Annotated in this window: 19 protein-coding genes; 10 read left to right on the top strand and 9 right to left on the bottom strand. The window is 39.6% G+C overall.

The window, feature by feature from the left end:
- Window positions 1–9 precede the first annotated feature (9 nt).
- From H5119_RS05085 to H5119_RS05050, 8 genes are all read left to right on the top strand, one after another.
- Complete coding sequence (locus tag H5119_RS05085) at window positions 10–267, top strand: DUF3081 domain-containing protein (protein ID WP_008169639.1); 258 nt, start codon at window positions 10–12, stop codon at window positions 265–267.
- Window positions 267–572 carry a hypothetical protein gene (locus tag H5119_RS05080; RefSeq protein ID WP_182701447.1) on the top strand — a complete coding sequence of 102 codons (306 nt, stop codon included), beginning with the start codon at window positions 267–269 and terminating at the stop codon, window positions 570–572. The genes H5119_RS05085 and H5119_RS05080 overlap by 1 nt, the downstream gene beginning before the upstream one ends.
- A gap of 409 nt (window positions 573–981) precedes the next feature.
- A complete protein-coding gene (gene betI, locus H5119_RS05075; protein ID WP_077538762.1) occupies window positions 982–1,557 on the top strand; it encodes a transcriptional regulator BetI in 576 nt (191 codons plus the stop codon).
- A 1-nt stretch (window position 1,558) separates the two neighbouring features.
- Window positions 1,559–3,022: a betaine-aldehyde dehydrogenase gene (betB, locus tag H5119_RS05070; protein ID WP_182701446.1), complete on the top strand. Its 1,464-nt coding sequence runs from the start codon at window positions 1,559–1,561 to the stop codon at window positions 3,020–3,022.
- Window positions 3,023–3,033: 11 nt separating this feature from the next.
- A complete protein-coding gene (gene betA, locus H5119_RS05065) occupies window positions 3,034–4,701 on the top strand; it encodes a choline dehydrogenase (protein ID WP_182701445.1) in 1,668 nt (555 codons plus the stop codon).
- Between the two features lie 157 nt (window positions 4,702–4,858).
- Window positions 4,859–6,076 (top strand): BCCT family transporter, encoded by a 1,218-nt coding sequence (locus H5119_RS05060; RefSeq protein WP_182701444.1) that lies wholly within the window; start codon window positions 4,859–4,861, stop codon window positions 6,074–6,076.
- A gap of 9 nt (window positions 6,077–6,085) precedes the next feature.
- A complete protein-coding gene (locus H5119_RS05055) occupies window positions 6,086–6,790 on the top strand; it encodes a TorF family putative porin (RefSeq protein ID WP_182701443.1) in 705 nt (234 codons plus the stop codon).
- 112 nt (window positions 6,791–6,902) lie between these two features.
- Window positions 6,903–7,103 (top strand): hypothetical protein, encoded by a 201-nt coding sequence (locus tag H5119_RS05050; RefSeq protein WP_259398947.1) that lies wholly within the window; start codon window positions 6,903–6,905, stop codon window positions 7,101–7,103.
- Window positions 7,104–7,322: 219 nt separating this feature from the next.
- Here H5119_RS05050 and H5119_RS05045 read toward each other — a convergent pair whose 3' ends face one another.
- Both H5119_RS05045 and fdxA read right to left on the bottom strand, forming a co-directional pair.
- The gene (locus H5119_RS05045) at window positions 7,323–9,563 is read right to left on the bottom strand and encodes a carbohydrate binding family 9 domain-containing protein (RefSeq protein ID WP_182701489.1); all 2,241 of its coding nucleotides are present in this window, start codon (window positions 9,561–9,563) and stop codon (window positions 7,323–7,325) included.
- 144 nt (window positions 9,564–9,707) lie between these two features.
- On the bottom strand, window positions 9,708–10,031 hold the full coding sequence (gene fdxA / locus H5119_RS05040; protein ID WP_182701442.1) for a ferredoxin FdxA: 324 nt from the start codon (window positions 10,029–10,031) through the stop codon (window positions 9,708–9,710).
- A gap of 196 nt (window positions 10,032–10,227) precedes the next feature.
- Here fdxA and H5119_RS05035 point away from each other — a divergent pair, with 196 nt between their 5' ends.
- Entirely contained in the window at window positions 10,228–11,835 is a 1,608-nt protein-coding gene (locus tag H5119_RS05035) for an NAD(P)/FAD-dependent oxidoreductase (protein WP_182701441.1), read from the top strand.
- A 92-nt stretch (window positions 11,836–11,927) separates the two neighbouring features.
- Window positions 11,928–13,427, top strand: a complete 1,500-nt coding sequence (locus H5119_RS05030; protein WP_182701440.1) for an amidase family protein — start codon at window positions 11,928–11,930, stop codon at window positions 13,425–13,427.
- Between the two features lie 31 nt (window positions 13,428–13,458).
- Here H5119_RS05030 and H5119_RS05025 read toward each other — a convergent pair whose 3' ends face one another.
- From H5119_RS05025 to H5119_RS04995, 7 genes are all read right to left on the bottom strand, one after another.
- Window positions 13,459–14,763, bottom strand: a complete 1,305-nt coding sequence (locus H5119_RS05025; RefSeq protein ID WP_182701439.1) for a DEAD/DEAH box helicase — start codon at window positions 14,761–14,763, stop codon at window positions 13,459–13,461.
- 90 nt (window positions 14,764–14,853) lie between these two features.
- The gene (locus H5119_RS05020) at window positions 14,854–16,083 is read right to left on the bottom strand and encodes a beta-ketoacyl-ACP synthase (RefSeq protein ID WP_182701438.1); all 1,230 of its coding nucleotides are present in this window, start codon (window positions 16,081–16,083) and stop codon (window positions 14,854–14,856) included.
- Window positions 16,083–16,808, bottom strand: coding sequence for a 3-oxoacyl-ACP reductase FabG (gene fabG, locus H5119_RS05015; protein WP_182701437.1), 726 nt, complete (start codon window positions 16,806–16,808; stop codon window positions 16,083–16,085). The genes H5119_RS05020 and fabG overlap by 1 nt, the downstream gene beginning before the upstream one ends.
- A complete protein-coding gene (locus tag H5119_RS05010; RefSeq protein ID WP_182701436.1) occupies window positions 16,805–17,260 on the bottom strand; it encodes a hotdog family protein in 456 nt (151 codons plus the stop codon). Before H5119_RS05010 ends, fabG begins: the two co-directional genes overlap by 4 nt.
- Entirely contained in the window at window positions 17,253–18,422 is a 1,170-nt protein-coding gene (locus H5119_RS05005; RefSeq protein ID WP_182701435.1) for a beta-ketoacyl-ACP synthase, read from the bottom strand. The genes H5119_RS05010 and H5119_RS05005 overlap by 8 nt, the downstream gene beginning before the upstream one ends.
- Complete coding sequence (locus H5119_RS05000; protein ID WP_182701434.1) at window positions 18,419–18,979, bottom strand: DUF3261 domain-containing protein; 561 nt, start codon at window positions 18,977–18,979, stop codon at window positions 18,419–18,421. The genes H5119_RS05005 and H5119_RS05000 overlap by 4 nt, the downstream gene beginning before the upstream one ends.
- On the bottom strand, window positions 18,967–20,205 hold the full coding sequence (locus tag H5119_RS04995) for an NAD(P)/FAD-dependent oxidoreductase (RefSeq protein ID WP_182701433.1): 1,239 nt from the start codon (window positions 20,203–20,205) through the stop codon (window positions 18,967–18,969). The genes H5119_RS05000 and H5119_RS04995 overlap by 13 nt, the downstream gene beginning before the upstream one ends.
- Window position 20,206: the final 1 nt, after the last annotated feature.

Here is a 20,206-nt window from a genome sequence, read left to right as displayed (position 1 = left end):
GGAATGCACATGAAAAATGAACTCGATAACAAACAGATTTTGGCTGTGTATGAACGTATCATCCAAAAAGGTGAAATGACTGATGAAGGTAAACATTATCAGGGTGTTACAGCTTATTCAGACGTAGATGGCTATACGGTATATTTACAAGGTAGCGGTGTTGAACTGCGCTTTGGTTTTCATAATACCTACCACCTTGACTACGAACATGAAAAACACAAAGACGACTTTTTAAAAAAATTGTATAACATTGCAAACGAGAGCTAATGCACCCACGAAAAATAAGAAACCGCCCTACCAGTAAGCTCAATACTACTTTTATTAATCTAGTAGTAGAAGAGCTTCGAGCTGATCCAAGCAAAATCTCAATTATTCAAAACAACCTAGAACAGTACCGCTCTCAAACTCATTTAAAGCGTGGGTTCTTGCTGGCTATAGAGCGCTTTGATTGGGTTTTTGAAGCAAGTACAGACATTAACTTTATCTGTCAGCAAATTTTAGCTGATGACTATATTGGCAATAGGCTAAGACGCTACCCGTTACTTTTTAAAGGCGTTATCAGTCGTGTTTAATCCCCTATCCCCGTGTTTAATGCGCAATTTAAATATACATATTATGATTAACTACTATTTATTAGAACACTAAGTAATTAGCCCTTTTCCCTTTGGTTGTATTAAAATAATACTATTAGCACTCTAACTATTAACCTACTAACGATTTTTTAATCTTTTTACTTACTTATATCAGTAAAGAAATCGTTACTCTGTATATGTGCAATCACAATTAATTTAACCCATTGTTTTTAATTGCTTTAAATGAGATTGAAAATCCTTGCGTTTATCTCATTAGTTATAAAAACATTAATAAATTGTCTACACTTTGGCATCTATATGTTCAACACAGCCTTGAATTGTTAGAGCTATTACCTTAAGCTTATCTTTATTGAACGTTCAATTAATAAAAATTATGCCTAAAGTAGGAATGGAGCCGGTCAGGCGTCAGCAGTTAATTGACGCTACTATAGAGTCAGTTGCTAATAAAGGACTGCAAGGGACAACTATAAACACCATTAGTAAAAATGCGGGTTTATCGTCAGGCATAATAAGCCATTATTTTGGTGGTAAGCAGGGGCTCATTGAAGCCACTGTAAGGTACTTATTAACAAGCTTAAAGCAAGATTTGATAGGCAAGGTCAGCTGTCAAACAAATGCCATTGAACGTTTAATGTTTATTATTGAAGCCAACTTTGCACTTGTACAGCAGCGTAATGATACAACCCGAACCTGGTTGAGTTTTTGGGCGCAATCGATGCATGACGAAGAGCTACACAGATTACAAAACGTAAACAGTAAACGCTTGCAAAGTAATTTAGCATTTTCTTTTAAGCAATTAATGCCTACTGAGCAAGCAAAACAAGCTGCAGAACTTAGCGCCGCGATGATTGATGGCCTATGGTTAAGAGCAGTATTGAGTAAGTCAGACAATAATCAGTTTAAACACAGTGAAAAGTTAGCAAAAAGCTACGTACTTTCACTTATCAAGCAATATGGAGCCTAGCGTGACTACACCTGTCTATCAAAATTTTATTAACGGCCATTTCCTTGCAAACCAGAACGGCAAAACATTTGATGTAACAAACCCAGCAACAGGCGAGGTTATTTACGCAGTAGAAATTGCCGATGAATTTATTCAAAACGCAGCTATTGCTAGTGCAAAGCAAGGTTTTGCCCAGTGGTCAGCAATGTCGCCAATCGAGCGTAGCCGTATTTTATTAAAAGCAGTGGCTATTTTACGCGAGCGCAACGATGAACTAGCACTAGTCGAAGTACTCGACACAGGTAAACCAATGCAAGAAGCAAATTGTGTTGATATTGAAACTGGCGCTGATGTAATTGAATACTTTGCAGGCTTGGCGCCAGCACAAGTTGGCCAACAGCAAATGGTTGGTAATGACTTTTACTACACACGTAAAGAGCCGCTAGGTATCTGTGCGGGTATTGGTGCATGGAACTACCCACTACAAATTGCATGTTGGAAGTCGGGCCCTGCTCTTGCAGCGGGTAATGCATTTATATTCAAACCATCTGAAGAAACACCTCTTGGCGCACTTAAACTTGCAGAAGTATTTGTTGAAGCAGGCGTACCAGCGGGTGTGTTTAATGTTGTTCAAGGCGCGGGCGACGTAGGCCAGTGGCTGACGCAGCACAACGAGATTGATAAAGTATCGTTTACGGGTGAAGTGGGTACAGGCAAAAAGGTAGTGGCAAGTGCTGCCGGTACGTTAAAAGATGTCACGATGGAACTTGGTGGTAAATCTCCACTACTAGTATTTGATGATGCCAACATTGAGCAAGCGGTTAGCGCTGCTATGTTAGGTAACTTTTATACGCAAGGCGAAATTTGTACTAACTGTACACGTATTTACGTTCATAAAAATATCTATCAGCAGTTTATTGATGAGCTTAAAGCGCGTACTGAGAAAAACATTATTGCTGGCGACCCACAAGATTTAAATACAAACTTTGGCGCACTTATTTCTAAAAAGCACCAAGAACTAGTAATGAGCTACGTTAATAAAGGTATTGAAGAAGGTGCAACGCTACTAACCGGTGGTACAACGCTTTCACCTAAATCAGCACCTAATGGATACTTTGTAGCACCAACCGTGTTTATTGATTGCAACGATGATATGACAATCGTTAAAGAAGAGATATTTGGCCCTGTAATGAGCGTGCTTGTTTTTGACGACGAAGACGATGTGATTGCACGCGCTAACGGTACACACCTAGGCTTAGCCGCAGGCGTATTTACTAGCGATATTAAACGTGCGCACCGCGTTATTCATCAACTACAAGCTGGTATTTGTTGGATTAATGCATACGGTAACTCACCTGCTGAGATGCCCGTTGGCGGTTATAAGCAATCGGGTATTGGCCGCGAGAATGGTATTCAAACGCTTGATCAATACACGCAAACCAAATCTATTTATGTTGGTATGGCCGACATAGAAAGTCCATTTTAAGGCGCCCTACTATGAGTAATCATTACGACTATATTATTGTTGGCGCAGGCTCGGCGGGTTGTGTTTTAGCAAATCGCTTATCTGAAGATTCAAGTAACCGTGTTTTGTTACTTGAAACCGGTGGCAGTGATAAAAGCATTTTTATAAAAATGCCAACCGCGTTATCTATTCCTATGAATAGTGACAAATACGCATGGCAGTTTCATACACAACCAGAGCCTCATTTAGATAACCGTGAAATGCATTGTCCACGAGGCAAAGTACTAGGCGGCTCGTCATCTATAAATGGCATGGTCTATGTACGTGGCCACGCAAAAGATTTTGACGAATGGCAACAACACGGTGCTGAGGGTTGGGATTATCAATCGTGTTTGCCGTATTTTCAAAAAGCAGAAAGCTTTTACCTTGGTGAAAATACTTACCGTGGTGGCAAAGGCCCGCTTGGCGTTAATAACGGCAACGAAATGAAAAACCCGCTTTACCGTACGTTTATAACAGCAGGCGTGCAAGCTGGCTATGCTTCAACCGATGACTACAACGCGTCGCAGCAAGAGGGTTTTGGCCCAATGCACATGACCGTAAAAGACGGCGTGCGCAGCTCTGCGTCTCGTGAGTATTTAGACCCTGTTAAATCGCGTAGTAATTTAACGATTATTACAGGTGCACTGGCACAACGCGTAATTTTAGATGGTAAAAAAGCCACAGGCATTGAATACAAAGTAAATGGTGACGTTAAAACCGCGCATGCTGCAAAAGATGTTGTACTAAGTGCAGGCCCAATTGGCTCTCCACATATTTTACAACTCTCTGGTATTGGTGATACGCAAGCGCTTGAAAAAGTAGGCGTTGAAGTAAAACATCATCTACCAGGTGTAGGTCAAAACTTACAAGATCATCTCGAATTTTACTTTCAATACAAATGTAAGCAACCTATCACGCTTAACGGCAAACTAGGCATTGTTTCAAAAGGGTTGATTGGTGCGCGCTGGTTATTAACACGTTCGGGTTTAGGTGCAACGAATCATTTTGAATCGTGTGCGTTTATTCGCTCAAAACCAGGTGTTGAATGGCCAGATATTCAGTATCACTTTTTACCAGCGGCTATGCGTTACGATGGACGAAGTGCATTTGCTGGTCATGGTTTTCAGGTACATGTTGGCCATAACAAACCAAAAAGTCGCGGTAGTGTCACTATTGCTTCAGCGAACCCTGAGCAACCACCAACGATTTTATTCAATTACCTTGAACACCAAGACGATATTGAAGGCTTCAGAGCGTGCGTTCGCTTAACACGCGACATAATCGAACAAACAGCCTTTGATGAATACCGCGATGAAGAAATTCAACCTGGTAAACATATTCAAACAGATGAAGAAATAGATGCCTTTGTACGCCAAGCTGTAGAAAGTGCCTACCACCCTTCTTGCTCATGCAAAATGGGTGAAGATGATATGGCCGTGGTTAACTCAAATACGCAAGTACATGGTATTGAAGGATTACGCGTTGTTGACTCATCTATATTCCCAACCGTCCCTAACGGAAACTTGAATGCACCAACCATTATGGTTGCCGAAAAAGCGGCAGATATAATTTTAGGGAACAAACCATTAACAAAATCGGATGTAAATGTTGCCATAACAACAAATTGGCAAGAAACACAACGTAGTACACAGTTCTAACTTTAGCCATGTGCTTGATTTAGCCTCGTCGGGCTAAATCAATGCGTGCCTTGCAGTGGCACACGATGTAAATAGGTTACGTTGTGTTTATGCAAGAACAAAACAATAAAATACGGAGTGCTTATGAATTATTTTTATTCATCTTTGGAGGGTAACAATGACTATTTGGCTTAATGCAGGCATCATTTTTACCTTACTTGCCATTATCACTATTTTAATTAAATGGGGTAATGTTCGCGTAGTAGGTGTAACACCAGTAAGAACCTTCACATTTATAGCAATACTATTTACTTCTGGCCTTGATGTTGGCCTTATTATGTTTCCTTTAACTGAGTTTGCAGGTTATGCAGACATAAAAGCAAGCCCAGAATACGCGTTTGCAAACCCGCTTGCTATAGAATTTGGCTATTGGGGATTCTTGATCTGGGGATTTTACTTTCTTACGTGCTTTTATTTCTGTGTAATAGAACCTAAAGTTAAATTTTTCGAAATTCCTTGGGTTAAATTTATCAATAATGTTGTAATTATTGGTACGTGTGCATTTACCGCTTATTTATTATTGACCAATCTACCTTGGTACTTACCTGAGTTAGGTGATGGCACCAGCGTAGTCACTGAGTTTTACTTTATTGTATTTGCAGCAATATGTTTTGCAGTGTATTCAAGTACCGACATTAAATATGTGCGTATTTTAAGTATTGCTACCACTTGGTTATTCTTAGCACTCATTGGTTTTATGTGGGTTGGCGCATTTGTAATTGGCGACAGCGAAATGTCTGCATTTACAAATAACTTAGGCTCAATTGGTACTTACTTTGCTAATATCAATCAATTTGTGTTACCGCTAAATGATTACCATGAATTCTATCTATTCTGGTGGTTTGCGTGGAGTATAATGATTGGTCAATTTACATCACGCTTTGTCGGCGGGCTTAAAACCTACCAAGTATTAGGGGCAATGTTAATTTTCCCTTCAATTCCAATCGCAATTTGGTTTAGCGTACTTTATCACTACCACGAAGCAGGTATTCCAACTCAAGGGATTAAAAACTTTGCAATGGTATTTGTAGGTATCGTATTTGTTATTAACTCACTCGATTCGTTAGTGCGTTTATATACGGATAACCTAAACTTTACCGTGAAACGTTTTGGTAAAATGAAATATATACTTGGAAATATTGTCGCTTTGTCGTTACTTACACTATTGTTCAAATTAGAATTTCTACAAATTCAATGGGTCGGTGCACTCGTTATAGGTTTATTCTTTATCTGCGCTGCATTTATTGGGTACAGTAAATTCAAAACAGTAACAGATATAGACAGTTCACCAAAAGCAAACAAAATAGATTACAAAAAAATAGACACAGTACACTAGGGATTAATGATGAATAACAAACTAAAACAACTTGTAGTAGCAGTGCCATTTGCACTTTTATCAACAACTGCGGCAGCTGATTGGTCAACAACAATCACAGCAGCGTCTGACTACACCTTTAATGGTGTAACACAAACAGACAACGATCCAGCGATTCAAGGTAGCTTAGATTATGCTTTTGATAGCGGCGTCTACGCTGGTGTGTGGGCTTCAAATGTAGATTTTGGTGATGACACTGATTTCGAGCTTGATGCTTACGTAGGCAAGTACGTGCAACTTAATGAGCAATTTAGTGTTGACTACGGTATTGCTTATTACACTTACCAAGGTAATAACAGTGACGGTAACTACGCTGAGGCATTCACTAAATTTGGTTATGCCAGTGAATATGGCCAAACAGAACTTAACTTTTGGTACAGCTGGGACTACTTTGGTTACGATACAGGCCATGTAATCTCTATGATTGCGCACACGTTTGAAATAGCGCCAAATCATGCAATACGTGCAAGCTTTGATATTTCAAATGCACTTGATGGCGATAAATTCTTATGGGATCCTGCAAAGCAGAAGAAATCTTACAACCATTATCGCCTAGCTTATCAAACAAGCTATGAAGGATTTGGTATTGAAGTAGCGGCTGAAAACACAAGCTTAGATTACGATTATGCAGATGAGCGTATTGTTTTAGCAATTTCACGCACATTTGATTTGTAACTCAAAAATTACTAAAAAAGCCTCTTTATGAGGCTTTTTTTATGTCGTTTAGATAGTAACCACGCTTAAAGTATTCTTAACTAGCTGTATTGAAAAGATATTCAAAACTGAAATGTCTACAATGACAGTAGCAAAAACAACGAGAGTTTTGTGGATTAACATATTAACAGCGATTATTAGAAAGCATAGGAAAGGATTATTAAATGCAGTTAATGGAGCATTTGATTTTCTGAGAGAAAATGCAGCTAGTACGCACCCCAAACGCGATCGAAAAACAGAAGTATTTCAGTATGGGGTAGAGCCAAATTTTTAAGGCTTTACTTAAAGTTTTTCTCAAGTACCTACCTATGACATCCATACCTACCTATGACATCCATGTAGGCAGCAAAGAGTAAACTCCCCATAGCAGCGCATGTTTGGTATTTATGCTACGTTATTGCCTGATTAAGTGCTTTAAGTTCGGGCTATAAACCATTGTTTAAAGCCCCGAGATGTTTAGCGTTAATTTATGCACGTAAATGCACACACATTATTACAACTGCCACGCGTAGCTCACTTTTGTGAAAAATGTACGCTTATCTCGCTCTACACTATTGAGTTTATCGTCTTGATAACCTTTGTCTGAGTAACCTAAATAGAATAACGTTTGTGCGTTAATTTTATACGAGTAAACAAGTTGGCTCCCGTAATCCTTATTCGTTTTACTGACTTGATAAAAATAAGCATCTTTATTTTTATCAATATCTTCAAATTGTAAAATTAACTTAAGCATTGAACGCATACTAAATTTATAATAAAGCCTAAAATCAATTAAGTTAGCAGTAAATACACGCTCATTTTGTGGGTTATCTAACTGACTATATTTATGTTTTACATCAAGTTGCCAATGATCGTTAATATCCCATACCACTTGAGTTTGCGTATTGAGTACATCACCAAGTTGTTCATTTGCGTAATCAATGCGGCTTGCATACTCAGCATATAACGAAACCCTTAAATCTTTGTTGGGTTTAAACATGGTGTAAATATAACCAATGTTTTGATTGTAGAAACTATTGTTATAATTTTCATAGCGGTGTACAAAGCCAATTTCAAAAGTAGACTGTTTTTGGCCTTTAAAGCTTAAAAAACCTTCATGCTCTTCTTCAAGTAAATCACCATTTTGCGCCCATGTTTTATCCCAGTCCGCTTCATATGACCAAGACGTTACTAAGTCACTTTCATCTCGGTACCACGTCTGTCCGCCACCAAAAACAATTTTTTCGTAGTCGACCTTCTCTTGGTAACCTAAATCAGTTCGGTAATCGTCTCCAATATTTTCATACGATGTAAATAATTTATAATCACGTTTATCACGCGTGAGTGCTAATGAGTAAGCTTGATCAGATTGCGTGTCTGCTAAACTATAATTTTTAACTAAAAAATCAGAGTTACGTGTATCAGCTGTAGCAATCTGATACATAAACGTGTCTGATTGGTTAAACCAATAACTACCATCTACCGATAAAACGGAATTATGATAATCATCACTCTCTCTGTGAGTACTTGAAATACCAATTGTGCCGTTTTCGCCCATATCAAACTGATACCTTGCTGCGGCGGCATTCGTTTTATCATTTAAACTGGCAACACTAGAACTTTGGCTACTTGGCAGTAAAATATTACTATTGTCGTCATCTGCCAACATAAGTGCATAGCTATGATTGCCCGTTTTCCCTGTTAACTTTGCACCTAGCGTTGGCTCTGCAATCGTACGCGTGTATAAAAGCTCAAATAAGCTGCTTTTAAAATAAGATGCGCCATCTAAAAAGAATGGTCGTTTTTCAGCATAATAAACTGAGAATGTTGTATTAACATCAAGCTCTAGTGAGTCTGTTTCTACTTGTGAAAAATCAGGGTTGATGGTTGCGTTTATAACGGCATCTTTTGTTAAGCCCCAACGCAAGTCTAAACCCACTTCGGTGTCAATATCGCCATTATTCCAATCACCTGGAACTTTAGATTTAGTATCGTGGCGTAACGTCGTTAATGTGGGTGTAAGTTGAACATTGCTACTTGATTCAATTTCTTTAAATCCGGTTATTTTATCAAACTGGCAAAGACTGCATTTTACATCGCGGTCAAAGCCCATATTTGATAGCTGATATAGCACATCCCTTTGGTAATTTCTCATCACTGAGAAGCCCCATGTTAGCTCTTTTTCATTCTCAGGAAAACGCAGTGCCTTAAAAGGAATACGCATTTCAACAACATAGCCTTCCTCATTAATTTCTCCAGCGCTATCCCAAATAGCATTCCATGAAGTATCAGAGCTCCACCCGTCTGTATCGGTCATGCGGATATCACCTTGCGCGCCAAGCGGATTGACATGAAACTCGTAGCCCGTGCGCTCATCATTAAATGTGTCAATAACAAGAATGACTACGTCATCTTGCCAAAGCGTATCTCGGTCACGTAAAGATGCACGTATTTGTTCTGGATCAGGATCTTGCGCTATATAAGCAACATACAAGTTAGTACCGTCATCATAAATATAAGCGTCCGTTTTTACTGGCGGCACCCCTTTTTCATTGGGTTCATCTTGGTAAATGAGAGGAATATGTGTCGCATTTTTCCAGTGAGGTTCATCCATAACGCCATCGACTGTAATGTTTTTGTCAATACGGGCTAAAGAAAAATGCTGTTTATCTGCAAAAGCGTTGGCACTAGTCAATAAGGCTAGCGTTAATAAGAAAAGAGAAAGTTGTTTTTTTATAATCATAAAATAGTACATAAACATCCATTTAAACTGATCTGACTCAAGATGAGCAACTGTTAAGCTGGATTGTAATTTATGTAGGTACATTTGTTAATACCTTGCAAAAATTATAATGCAAAATATTAACTAATTAATAATAAAGGCGTACTATTTTACCCGTTATGTGTCGAGGAGTTTGAGTTTATCTGCCACCCCATTCCACATCTCAGCATCATCAGGGGCGGGCTTTACTTGTGTAATTCGCGGCCATACAAGTGCAAGCTCAGCATTTAACTCAGTAAACTCTTTTTGGGATTCAGGTAATTCATCTTCTTGGTATATAGCATCAGCTGAACACTCAGGTACACATAAGCCACAATCAATACAATCAATTGGGCTAATAGCTAAAAAATTAGGGCCTTCAAAAAATGCATCTGCTGGGCACACTGATACGCAATCGGTGTACTTACATTTTATACAATTTTCGGTAACTACAAACGCCATACTATTTTAATACCTAAGATTTTAAACAACAGCTGTGGATCATACCCATCCACTCCAAAAACACAATAAATAAGTGCCATATCAGGCTATTTTAACGTAAAATGCGCGCCTAATGTTTGCACACCCGTTGTGCCCTGCATCCCCTTATTGTGAGCGGTAAATAAATCCCCCGCTATGACACCTAAAAGAGATATAAATGATACGTTTAACCGAAATAAAGCTGCCACTTGATCATGACGAAAATGCAATAGGCCAAGCCATTGTAAATAAACTAAAAATCCAACCAGAACAATTGCACAGCTTTAATGTGTTTAAACGTGGTTACGATGCACGTAAAAAATCAGCTATTTTACTTATTTATACACTCGATATAGAAGTTGATAACGAAGCCGAGCTACTCGCTGCATTTGAAAAAGATCAACATGTAAAAGTAGCGCCAGACACAAACTATAAATTTGTCGCACAAGCCAGCGAAAATATAACAGAGCGCCCAGTGGTTATTGGTTTTGGTCCGTGTGGTTTATTTGCTGGCTTATTACTTGCTCAAATGGGTTTTAATCCCATTATATTAGAGCGCGGTAAAGAAGTGCGCGAGCGCACAAAAGACACATTCGGCTTTTGGCGTAAACGTACACTTAATACCGAATCAAATGTACAATTTGGTGAAGGTGGCGCAGGTACATTCTCAGACGGTAAGTTATACAGCCAAGTAAAAGATCCAAAACATTATGGCCGTAAAGTCATTACTGAATTTGTAGAAGCAGGCGCACCTGATGAAATTTTATACGTAAGTAAGCCGCACATTGGTACATTTAAACTTGTCACCATGATTGAAAAAATGCGCGCTCGTATTATTGAACTCGGCGGCGAAATTCGCTTTAGCACACGTGTTGATGACATTCACTTAGACGACGGGCAAGTAACAGGTTTAACACTTTCAAATGGCGAGCAACTAAACACTCGCCATGTTGTATTAGCGGTTGGCCACAGCGCACGCGACACGTTTGATATGATCCACAAAAAAGGCATTTATGTTGAAGCAAAGCCATTCTCAGTCGGTTTTAGAATCGAGCATAAACAATCAATGATTGATGAATGTCGTTTTGGTACAAACGCGGGTAACCCTATTTTAGGCTCTGCCGATTATAAACTTGTTCATCACTGCGACAATGGCCGTACAGTTTATAGCTTTTGCATGTGTCCAGGTGGCACAGTAGTCGCTGCAACCTCTGAAGAGGGCCGTGTTGTAACTAACGGTATGAGCCAATATTCACGAAGTGAGCGCAACGCTAACAGCGCTATTGTTGTAGGTATCTCGCCAGAGCAAGATTTTCCGGGTGATCCCCTTGCTGGTATAGATTTACAACGTAAACTTGAAGAGCAAGCGTATGAGCTTGGTGGTAGTAACTACGATGCACCAGCACAGTTAATTGGTGATTTCTTAAAAGGTAAATCATCTGCAGATTTAGGTGAAGTACAACCGTCTTATACACCCGGTATTAAATTAACGGATTTAAGTAAAGTACTTCCACAATACGCTATTGATGCACTTCGCGAAGCAATACCTGCGTTTAATAAACAAATTCGTGGTTTTTCAACTAACGATGGTTTATTAACAGGTGTTGAAACACGTACTTCGTCGCCTATTAGTATCAAGCGCGACAAAACATTCCAAAGTATTAACACCAAAGGGCTTTACCCTGCAGGTGAAGGCGCAGGCTACGCTGGCGGTATTTTATCAGCAGGTATTGACGGTATTAAAGCGGCTGAAGCCGTTGCACTCTCTATGCTAGAAAACGCTTAAACCTCTTTTTTAAGCAGTTTATCGAAAAGCCTCACATTGTGAGGCTTTTTTGTGTTAAATGTATAAAAAATAATAATTCGAGTATCACAATAATGATCAAAAAATTTACTCTTTCACTGCTTAGTGTATTAGCAATTTTTAACGTTAAAGCACAAGAACTAAAAACTATTGACGAAATTCACAGTGCTTATAAAAATAATTCTATTAATGCACAGCAACTCACCCAAAATTATATAGACCGAATTAATAAACTTAATCCACAATACAATGCCGTTATTAGCATTGAGCCTACAGCACTTGCTCAAGCTAAAACGTTAGATGAACTTGCTGTCAAAGGAACTTGGGCTGGACCATTACATGGAATACCTGTCCTTCTTAAAGATAATATAGAGACTAAAGGCACGCTTCCTACAACCGCTGGCTCTTTAGCACTTAAAAATAACGTTACTAATAATGATGCTTTTGTTGTTAAACAACTACGTAATGCAGGCGCTATAATTTTAGGTAAAGCTAATTTAAGTGAATGGGCAAATTTTCGTTCATCCTATTCATCTTCAGGCTGGAGTGCCGTAGGCGGACAAACACATAATGCGCACGATGTAACACGTAACCCATGTGGTTCTAGCGCAGGTTCTGCTGTTGCGGTAGCGCTTAACTTTGCGCCTATAGCATTAGGGACTGAAACAGACGGTTCAATTACGTGCCCTGCCTCAGTAAATGGAGTTTATGCAATAAAACCGAGTATGGGCCAAGTATCACGCTCAGGCGTTGTGCCTCTTTCAAGTAGCCAAGATTCAGTAGGGCCGATGGCGCATTCACTTAAAGATGCGCTGCTGGTTTTATCTGTTTTGCAAGGTGAGGATTCACTTGATGCGACAACTACAGGGTTTGAATTAAAAACTGATAATGTAAAACCAAAATCGTCACTTATTATTGGTGCACTACCAAGTGATAAATTTACAATTGAAACGCAGCGCCTTTATGCCAAGCAGCTACAAACATTAAAACAGGCTGGGCACACTGTTATTAATGTAGATATTACTGATAACTTAGATTCGCTATTTGTTGATGAATACTATATTTTACTCTACGACTTTAAAGCCGAAATTAATCACTACCTCGCAAGCACTCCAACACAAGTGGCTGTTAAAAGCCTAAAAGCACTTATTAATTTTAATATTCAAAATAAAAAAACAGAAATGCCCCATTTTGAGCAAGATATCCTAGTTCAATCACAGGCTATTGATTTAAATAACAAACAAAAATACCAAGAGACTAAAGAACGCTATCGTACTTTAGCAACGACAGCCATTGTTAATGTCTACAAAAATAACAAGCTTGATATTGTTATAGCGCCTACAGTATCACCGGCCTGGAAAACAGACTTAGTTAATGGTGATAATTTTAATGGCAGTAGTAGTTCGTTATCTGCTATCGCAGGCACAACGCACATAACCCTTCCTGTTGGCAAGGTAAGTAATTTACCCGTTGGTTTATCTATTATCGCTAATATAGGTAACGAGCAAGCCGCTTATGCTTACGCACACATTATTGATGAGGTATTATCACCAGATACAAAAAAACCTGAGTAAACTCAGGTTTTTTTAAACTAAACGGCGTTAACTATGACTTTTTAAGTGACAGTTTTTCGCCTTTTAAGCTTTTACGAATACTTGATATACGTGAGCGGTTAACTGCACGAGCTTCACCGGTTGCTTGTCCTGATAACTTGTTAGAACGTGTACGGCGTAAATGCGCTGGCTTTTTACCAATTTTATCAATCAGTACTTCGCGATTACTTACTTCGTAACCTTCTAGATATACACGCTTAATCTTTTGACCAATTAGCGTTTCAATTTCAAACAGGGTGTTTTCTTCTTCACGGCTCACAAATGAGATAGCTTGCCCTTGGCGACCAGCACGACCTGTACGACCAATACGGTGCACGTAATCTTCTGCAAGCCATGGTAAATCAATATTAATTACACGAGGTAAGCCATCAATATCTATACCACGAGCAGCGACTTCTGTAGCCACTAATACACGTACTTTGCCTTCTTTAAACTCACGTAAAGCACGACGACGGTTACCTTGAGATTTATCACCGTGACAAACGCCTGCCGGAATACCATCAAGGTTAAGCTCTTTTACAAGCTCGTCTGCTGTTTCTTTCATATTTACGAATACAAGCACTTGTTGCCAGTTTTTCTTACCAATCAATTCAGAAAGTAGCTCTTGCTTACGACGTTCTTCAACAGGGTAAACAACATGCTCAACCGTGCTTGCTGTACTGTTAGTTTGATCAACACGTACTATTTCGGCTTGTTTCAATACTTTAGATGCAAATTGTTTAATTGCTGCTGGGAATGTTGCAGAGAACAGTAAAATCTGGCGCTCTTCTGCACAGCTTTTAATGACATTTTGCATATCTTCAATAAAGCCCATATCAAGCATACGGTCAGCTTCATCAAGAACAAGGTGCTTAACACTTGCAAGGCTTAAGTTACCTAAACGAATATGGTCAAATAAACGACCCGGTGTTGCAACAACAACATCAACGCCTTCTTTTAAAGAATTTGCTTGGCCGGCAGTGCTAACACCACCAAATAAGCTAACGACTTTAAGTGATGTATGCTTTGCAAAATCTCTAAAATTATTTGCAATTTGTTCTGCAAGTTCACGCGTTGGCGCAAGTACTAATGCATGAGGTGCATTCGTTGTGCTGAGTTCAGACTCAACCAATTTTTGGATGATAGGTAAAGCAAACGCGGCAGTTTTGCCGGTACCAGTTTGTGCACTGGCTAAAACGTCTTTACCTTTACGAACAGCAGGAATAGCTGCGCGCTGAATGGGCGTAAGAGTGTGATAGTTAAGTTCGTCCAACGCCTGGATGATTTCAGGAGCGAAACTAAAAGATTTAAAATTCATGCTGTATAACCTACGGCCACATTATCAAGGGTCGCAAATTATACAGCAAAAACGCGTCAACAGTTAGTCATTACTTCTATTTAAACGCGTTTAATCTGCTTTATAGCGTTTAAATATTAAAGAGGTGTTAATACCACCAAACGCAAAATTATTACTCATGACATAATCGGTATTAATCTCGCGCCCTTGGTGTGTTATGTAATCAAGCAGAGCGCACTCGTCATCAACGTTGTCTAAATTAATTGTTGGGGCAAACCAGTTATCAGCCATCATATTAATGCTTGCCCATGCTTCGATAGCACCACATGCACCTAATGTATGCCCGAGGTAACTTTTTAAAGAACTTATAGGTTTGCTGCCAAGTGCGTTAAACGTCGCATGTGATTCGGCAATATCGCCTTTGTCTGTTGATGTACCATGCGCATTAACGTAACCAACTTTTTCTGGTTTTAAATTAGCATCTTGCAGCGCCATTTCAATCGCTAATTGCATTGTTTTTGATGTTGGTTGCGTAACGTGTTCACCGTCAGAATTACAACCAAAACCAACCACTTCTGCTAATATTGTCGCTCCGCGCGCTTTTGCATGTTCGTATTCTTCTAAAATAAGTGTACCCGCGCCTTCGCCTATTACTAAGCCATCACGATTTGCATCAAAGGGACGAGGGGTTAGCTTTGGTGTCTCATTTTTTGTAGATGTAGCATAAAGCGTATCAAATACGGCGGCTTCAGTAATACATAACTCTTCAGCTCCACCAGCCACCATTATTTTTTGTCGGCCAAATTTAATTGCTTCATAGGCATAGCCTATACCTTGAGAGCCCGATGTACACGCTGAACTTGTTGTTATAACGCGCCCTTTTAAACCAAAAAAAACACCAACGTTTACAGGGGCGGTATGCGCCATCATTTTAATGTAACTGGTTGCTGTTACACCCGACATCGAACCCGTTTCCATCATATTTGCAAAAGCGAGTAAAGGCGCAGTTGAACCTGTTGATGAGCCATACGCTATACCCGTAGAGCCGTCTGTTAGGCTTTCGTGTTCAAGTAAGTCAGCTTGTTCAAGTGCGCACTCAGTAGCGCGAGTCGACATAAGGGACACTCGCCCCATTGAACGTATTTGTTTACGCTTGTAGTGACTTGGTCGCTCAAAGTGCTTAACTGGCGCTGCTAAACGGGTATTGAGTTCACTCGCTATATCCCATTCAGGCATAGCAACAACCGCATTTTCGCCTTTAATTAAGGCTTGTTTAAATTCACACCAATTATCGCCAAGCGCAGTGACCACTGACATACCTGTGACTACAACACGCTTCATCAAACCATACCGCCATTAACAGAAATCACTTGGCGCGTAATGTAAGCGGCATCATCAGACATCAGAAAAGCGACGGTTCCTGCAACTTCTTTAACGCTACCCATACGCTTAAGAGGAATCATTTTCATCATTTCATCAACGGGGAGATCGTCAGTCATCGCCGTTGCTATTAAACCAGGTGCCACACAATTCACTGTAATTTTGCGTTTTGCTAACTCTAAAGCAAGTGCTTTAGTAGCCCCAATTATACCCGCTTTAGCTGCACTATAATTTACTTGCCCTCGGTTACCCGCTATGCCCGATACCGATGACATTGTAATTATTCGCCCACCTCTTCGGCTCTGCACCATAGGCATTACAGTAGGATGTACCACATTATAAAAACCATCAAGGCCTGTGCGTATAACACAATCCCAGTCTTCACCTTGCATGGCCGGAAACGCCATATCGTTAGTAATACCTGCATTACACACCACGCCGTAATAAGCGCCATGCTGAGCAATATCTTGCTCTATTTGTGCCTTTGCCTGCTCTCTATCGCATACATCAAATTGCAGTAAGCTGGTCGTTCTACCTAAGTTATTAATTTCATCGCATGTTGCTTGAGCTTGCTCGACACCCGATCTGCAATGCACCGCAATATCAAATCCTTGTTCTGCAAGTTTTAACGCTATTGCTTTGCCAATACCACGGCTTGAACCTGTTACTAAAATTCTTTTTTTCATTGATTTTCTCTTATAAATTCCAGCGGATCTTTAGGCTGAAATACATTAATTTTTGCTTGGCAAAGTAAGCTTTCACATTCATATATTTGGCACTCAAACACACTTAAACCAGACTCGTCTTGATACAGCTTATGTGCATTTATTGTTAGCTTACTGCCTTTTTTGAAAAACGGTTGGTAAGTTTGGTATTTACGTGTACCAATTAAAAAGCCAATTTTTACAGGTTTATTTCCATCATTCGCCAACGCACCAGCATAAGCAGCTATAGACTGCGCCATATATTCAATACCAACATAACTCGGTACGCCGTTTATCACTGGACTAAAAAAAGGGCTATGCTCAGTTACAGTAACGCCGCATTGCGCTTCATCTTCGCTGTACGATAAAAGACTCTCGATTAGAATCATAGGCGAATCATGAGGAACAACTTGCTCTATAGGGTAATTAGTCAAGGTTACTTCCCAATATTAAAGTGGCGTTATTGCCGCCAAATGCGAATGAATTTGATAAACAGTATTTGAGTATTGGCTTAAAAGCTTGTTTAATTATTTTTATATCAGCCAAATTACCTCCGCTTTTAATTGCATTATATGGAAGTGCATTGTGACCACGGCCTTTTAATAATAGCCAACAAATACCAGCTTCAATGGCACCCGCAGCACCCAGAGTATGCCCTGTTAAATGCTTACTAGAACTAAGCGGCGTATTGTTGCCAAACACACGATTAATTGCAAGTGCTTCCATTTCGTCATTTTTTAAAGTGGCCGTGCCATGAGCATTAATATAATCAATGTCGCAAGGCGCTAATTGAGCACTTTGCAGCGCTTGTTGCATTGACGCTTGGGCGCCTATCCCATTTGGATCGGGTGCAGACATATGATGCGCATCAGAGCTCTCTCCACTGCCTAATAACTTAATACCACTGTTTGTTATAGGCGTATCTTTAGTCATTATAAATAAAGCAGCTCCTTCACCAATATTAATGCCGTCTCTGTCACTAGAAAAAGGCTGACATAGGCCAGAGCTTAAAGAGGCTAGCGAATTAAAGCCATTAATTGTTAATTGACACAAACTATCTGCGCCACCACAAATTACCACATCCGCTAAATCTGCATTTAACAACGCACGCGCACTAATTAGCGCTTTTGCACTTGAGGTACACGCTGTAGAAATACTGTAACAAGGCCCTAATGCACCCACTTTATCTGCGACATAGTGAGCTGGCGTTGCTAATTCTTGATCGCTATAACTAAAGTCACTAGGCCATAGCCTTGTGCTTTCATGGGATTTACGCGCTCTTTCGCCGTCATGAATATTTGAGGTACTTGTACCCATTACAACTGCGATACGTGATTTGTCAATATGGGATAGTTTATTTAACGTTGGCTTGATTTGCTCCAAAGCTAAATCGATAAATGTGTTAATACGCTTTTTATTTGATAAAGCAATAGAGTGAACTTGACCAACATACAACGTAGTGTGCTCAGCGCTTAAGTCTCTATTTTTGCTTAGTATAGGCGTTGCTGGGTGATAGTCATTCAAGCTCTTTGTCGTTGCATGTTGGCCTATTCCCATAGCACTTACAATGCCTAAATCATTGAGCCAATATGTCACTGTGCCACCTTTTTAAATGTAATTTGATACTGATGTAAAATGTTATTCAATGTGGTTGATTTATCATTATAAGCAATAGTCATCAACGTACTGTCATCATTAAATATACGCCGAGTGGAGCCAACGTGTTCAATTAGCGCACCGGTTAATTGCGCTTGTAAAAACTCAACGGGCCAATGTATTAAAGCAATATCCGCCAAAATATAATGAGGGTCTATCCCTTCTACCACCAACATATTTCTTGTTTTTACTGGGCCATTTAAAGGTTTTTCTAGCTCCATTATTGGAAAACCTTGCACTGTCATCAACAATAACTTAATGGTGCCAAGCTCACTTATACCTAGTTGTGCAAACACAGTGTGTTGTTTATGTTGATTCGTAATATACAAAACATGTTGCCAAGACTGACCAAACATTTTTGCTGGTACGCTATTGATATTTAATTGAATATTGGGCGATAGATACACTCTATCTTTAGATGCCGTAAAACTCGTACATGCACTCAATACAGTAAATATAAATACAATACACACTGCACACTTAATTAATTTTGACATAGCTGAGCCAACACATTTAAACGGCGTTCACTTTGCGCAACAAAAGGATTATTCGTATCCCATGCGTAGCCTGCTAAAATTGCACTGATCATTTCTCGTACTTGGTTATTTTGTTCAGAATAAAAGATCACATCCTGAAAACGCGTATCGTACCACCCTGTTACAAATGTTCTAAAACAATCGACTCCAGCTTGTAATGGCTGTGCGTAGTGAGTGTCAAAATCGACGACTTCGTTTTTTAAATAGCAATCAACAAGTGGCGCAATTAAATTTGCAGATTTGAGTGCAATTGTTACACCTGATGAAAATACCGGGTCTAAAAACTCTCCTGCATTACCCAATAAAGCAAAGTGTTTACCATATAACTTACTCACATTTGCCGAGTAGCCTTTAATATTCCTTGCAGGAGTTAGTAACTCACGTTGTGCTAACAGTGTGTTCAAATAAGGGTCTTGATCTATAAATTGATTTAGCAAATGGCTAGATTCGTCATCATTAAAACGCCCCGACTGCGCCACAACACCAATACTCGCAGTACCATCACTAAAGGGGATAAGCCAATACCACACGTCAGAATGTTGAGGGTGTACGGTAATCAAAATTTTATTACGATCGAAGTTTATATCACTAATATTGTCTTTAAAGTGACTAAAATAAGCGCTCCGAACAGGAAAGTTAGAGGGAAGCTCTAAATCTAACAATTTTGGTAATACACGCCCAAAGCCACTTGCGTCCAATACAAATCGGGCATTAACGCGATAAGCTTGCTGCTGTTCATTGTGTACCACTAGCGACGCACCATTTAACTCGTCGTTATAATCGACCACCGTGTGTTGATATCGAATTTCTACGCCTTGGTCTTGTGCTTTGTCTGCTAACAACTTGTCAAAGTCGGCTCTTTTTACTTGATACGTAGTGCCTGGGCCATCAGTGAATTTTTCGGTGAAGTTTATAGTTGTATTTTGCCCCGCCCGATGAAAAGCAGCGCCATCTTTAAATTGAAAACCTAAAGACGCTGCATTGTCATGTAATGTATCGATTAAACCTGCCTCTTCTAAGTAAGCCATGCATTGCGGTAATAAGCTTTCACCAATTGAAAAACGCGGAAACACCTGTTGCTCAAGTACAAGTACCCGCCAACCTTTTTGAACTAACAGGCTACTAGCCAGAGCGCCTGATGGACCCGCGCCAATAACAACAACATCGTACTGCTCAAGGTTATTCAAT

It is taken from the genome of Pseudoalteromonas sp. SG45-5 (genome assembly GCF_014164085.1).
Taxonomy (GTDB): Bacteria; Pseudomonadota; Gammaproteobacteria; order Enterobacterales; family Alteromonadaceae; genus Pseudoalteromonas; species Pseudoalteromonas aliena.
The sequence above is the reverse complement of the archived record's forward strand: the minus strand, read 5'-3'. Positions and strand labels throughout refer to the sequence as shown.